This is a genomic window from Limosilactobacillus reuteri subsp. simiae, assembly GCF_020784875.1.
Taxonomy (GTDB): domain Bacteria; phylum Bacillota; class Bacilli; order Lactobacillales; family Lactobacillaceae; genus Limosilactobacillus; species Limosilactobacillus reuteri_H.
The window spans coordinates 1-237 of the sequence record NZ_JAJGUI010000004.1 but is presented as its reverse complement, the minus strand read 5'-3'; the positions used below and the strand labels follow the sequence as shown (position 1 = coordinate 237).

Annotated in this window: 1 rRNA gene; it reads right to left on the bottom strand. The window is 46.8% G+C overall.

Annotated features, from left to right (window positions below):
• A 23S ribosomal RNA gene (locus tag LMC10_RS00380) occupies positions 1 to 237 on the bottom strand; the annotation flags it as partial.

Below are 237 nucleotides of genomic sequence, written 5' to 3'. Positions count from 1 at the left end.
CAACTGTTGCGACTACGTCGCACTTTGGTAACTCTAATGTTCAGTCCTACAACCCCAACAAGCAAGCTTGTTGGTTTGGGCTCTTCCCTTTTCGCTCGCCGCTACTCAGGGAATCGATATTTCTTTCTCTTCCTGCAGCTACTAAGATGTTTCAGTTCACTGCGTCTACCTCTTGCTAGCTATGTATTCACTAGTCAAGTAATCAGCGACTAAGCTGATTGGGTTGCCCCATTCGGA